The sequence below is a fragment of the Orrella sp. JC864 genome (assembly GCF_037026685.1).
GTDB lineage: Bacteria > Pseudomonadota > Gammaproteobacteria > Burkholderiales > Burkholderiaceae_B > Orrella.
In genome coordinates this window covers 1-2515 of record NZ_JBANET010000047.1, presented here as the reverse complement: position 1 = coordinate 2515, position 2515 = coordinate 1, and the positions used below count along the sequence as shown (strand labels likewise).

Genomic DNA, 2515 nt, shown 5'->3' with positions numbered 1-2515 from the left:
TGGCTCTGTTTCCATGGAAAATCGATATACGGCGTGCGGACCGTATCAGCGTATGCCGGCATGCCGCATTGCGATGCCATCGGCCCAGCACCGCAAGCACTCGTCCTCTTGCGCGGCAGCCTGCCGCGCTGCAAAGGCGTCGCAACATACGAAACGCAGCGACGAACCTACGGGGGCCTGCGCCAGATGCCGCAGGTCGGCCTGAATCACCACGCCCAGCTTCGGGTAGCCGCCCAGCGTATTGGCATCGGCCAGTTGAACGATGGGTTGGCCGGCGGGCGGCAACTGCACCACGCCGGGCAGTATGCCGTGAGAACGCAGTTCAAGCGACTTCGAAAGCCGTAGCGCCGGGCCCTGCAGGCGATAACCCATGCGATTGCTATCGGGCGAGATGCGCCAGGCGGTCCCATGCAGAGCAGCCCGGCTGGCTTCGTCCAATCGGGCGTACTCGGCCGCCGGCAACATGCGCAGCACCGTCGCGCGCGATGGTCCGTCCATCCCGTCCGGCGGCGGCAGCAGCCCGAACGCGCCCTCGCGCGGATCGCCGCCCCCCTCTTGACCCAAGGGCAAGGCATCGCCCTTACGTAGCCGACGGCCGTCCAGGCCGCCAAAAACAGCCTTCAGGTCGGTACTGCGCGAACCCAGCACAGGCGGCACCCCTATACCGCCGGCCACACAGAGGTACGCCCGTCCCCCACGCGGGCCGCGGCGCAGGCGCAAAGTCTGGCCGGCCTTTGCCGTCGCGCTCCACCAAGGCGGATAGGGCCGGCCGTCGATCTCCGCGTAATAGTCGCCTCCCGTTACAGCAAAACGCGCCGCATGTTCGAAGCGCAATGCGAAAGGTGTGGACGTGATCTCCAAGCCCGCGGCCTGCGGCGCATTGCCCACCAGGAGATTGCCTGCGCGCAACGCCAGGGCGTCCATGGCGCCGGCCTGGCCCACGCCCAGTGTTTCGAAACCATATCGTCCCAGGTCCTGCACCGTCGTCAGCGGACCGCCATCGAGGATCCGGATCATGCGGCATCCTGCACGGCCACGAAACGAACCGTATCGCCAGGCGCTATCAGCACGGGCGGCTCGCGCTGCGGGTCGAAAAAATCAAGCTCGGAGCGGCCGATAACGTGCCAGCCCGATGCGGACGTGCGTGTGATGATGCCGCACATGCCGCCTGCAATCACGATGGAACCGGCCGGCACGCTCACCCTGGGTGAAGCGCGGCGGCCCAGATTCAACCGGGGATCCAGCCCCAGCAAATAGGGGTAGCCGGGCAGCGCACCGATCGCAGCGGCCACGTACTTGCCGTCGACATGGCACTGCACGGCCTGGGCGGGGGTCAACCCGCAAGCCCGCGCGAGCTCGGCCAAGTCCGGGCCGTCGTCGCCACCATAGCGTACCGGCACGTCGACCTGCTTGCCCACCTGAGCTTCGGGTTTGACCTCGGTCCACGCCGCACGCAACAAGGGCTCAAGGGCGAGTCGGGTGGTTCGCTCGGGGTCGAAACCGACCATTAGATTGCCCACGCCCGGACGCACATGCCGCACGTACGGCCATGCGCCGACCTGCGCTGCCAGCGCGCGGATGCGCAGTTGCCCCTGCACACTGGGCTCGCCGCCACTGTCGAACAGCAAGGCGGCCTCTCCGAGGTCGCTGACCTGGATCCGGGCATCGGGGTGCAGCGAAGGCGACATGCTCATGCGCGGCAGAATGGCTGAATGCGCCAGCCGGCGGCTTCCAACGCATCGCGGATCGCCCGGGCTATCGGCAAGGCCTGGGGACTGTCGCCGTGCACGCAAATGGAGTCGACCGGCGCAGGGATACGCTTGCCAGTGGCTGTAATAATGCAGCGGCCCTCGGCCATTTCCAGAACGCGCCGCACCGCCTCTTGGGCATCGTGTATCACGGCGCCGGGCTGGCCGCGCGGCATCAGCCGGCCATCGTCCATATAGGCACGATCGGCATAGATCTCGTGCGCCACGCGCAGGCCGGCGCGGGCCGCGATATCGCCGAACCCCCTGGGGGTCATGGACGTGACGAACAACGCATCATCCAGTCGTGCCACCACGCGGGCAAACAGCTCGCCGATGCGTGGCTCGTCAGCCACCAGATGACCCAGGGCGCCATGGGCCTTGACGTGTGTCAGCATATGGCCGTTGAGCCGCGCGACCGCTTGCGCGGCGCCGATCTGGTAAGCAAAGATGTTTTCGAGGTCGGCATCGGAGAAAGCCATCTTGCGCCGGCCAAAGCCCCACAGATCCGGATAGCCTGGATGCGCGCCTACCGCCACGCCACGGGTGGCCGCCTCGCGGCACAGCCGCGACATGATGGAGAAATCGCCAGCATGGAAGCCGCATGCAAGATTGATGGTGGATACCACTTCCAGCATGGCGTCATCCTGACCGATCTCGTAGGCGCCATAGCCTTCTCCCATATCGCAATTCAGGTCTATCGTCTTCATGGTGAACATCCTTTTCTGTCAAAGCATCCACTGCGGCAGCCAAGTGGCCATGCCCGGCAT

The 2515-nt window shown here is 66.1% G+C and carries 3 protein-coding genes; all 3 read right to left on the bottom strand.

The annotated features are described in order from the left end of the window. Positions 1-45: 45 nt before the first annotated feature. Genes V8Z80_RS20810 through V8Z80_RS20800 form a run of 3 tightly spaced genes read right to left on the bottom strand, consistent with a single transcriptional unit; the run spans position 46 to position 2455 of the window. Positions 46-1017, bottom strand: a complete 972-nt coding sequence (locus V8Z80_RS20810) for a biotin-dependent carboxyltransferase family protein (protein ID WP_336063328.1) — start codon at positions 1015-1017, stop codon at positions 46-48. Then, on the bottom strand, positions 1014-1688 hold the full coding sequence (gene pxpB, locus V8Z80_RS20805; RefSeq protein ID WP_336063327.1) for a 5-oxoprolinase subunit PxpB: 675 nt from the start codon (positions 1686-1688) through the stop codon (positions 1014-1016). Before pxpB ends, V8Z80_RS20810 begins: the two co-directional genes overlap by 4 nt. 2 nt (positions 1689-1690) lie before the next feature. Further along, the gene (locus tag V8Z80_RS20800) at positions 1691-2455 is read right to left on the bottom strand and encodes a LamB/YcsF family protein (protein ID WP_336063325.1); all 765 of its coding nucleotides are present in this window, start codon (positions 2453-2455) and stop codon (positions 1691-1693) included. Positions 2456-2515 lie beyond the last annotated feature (60 nt).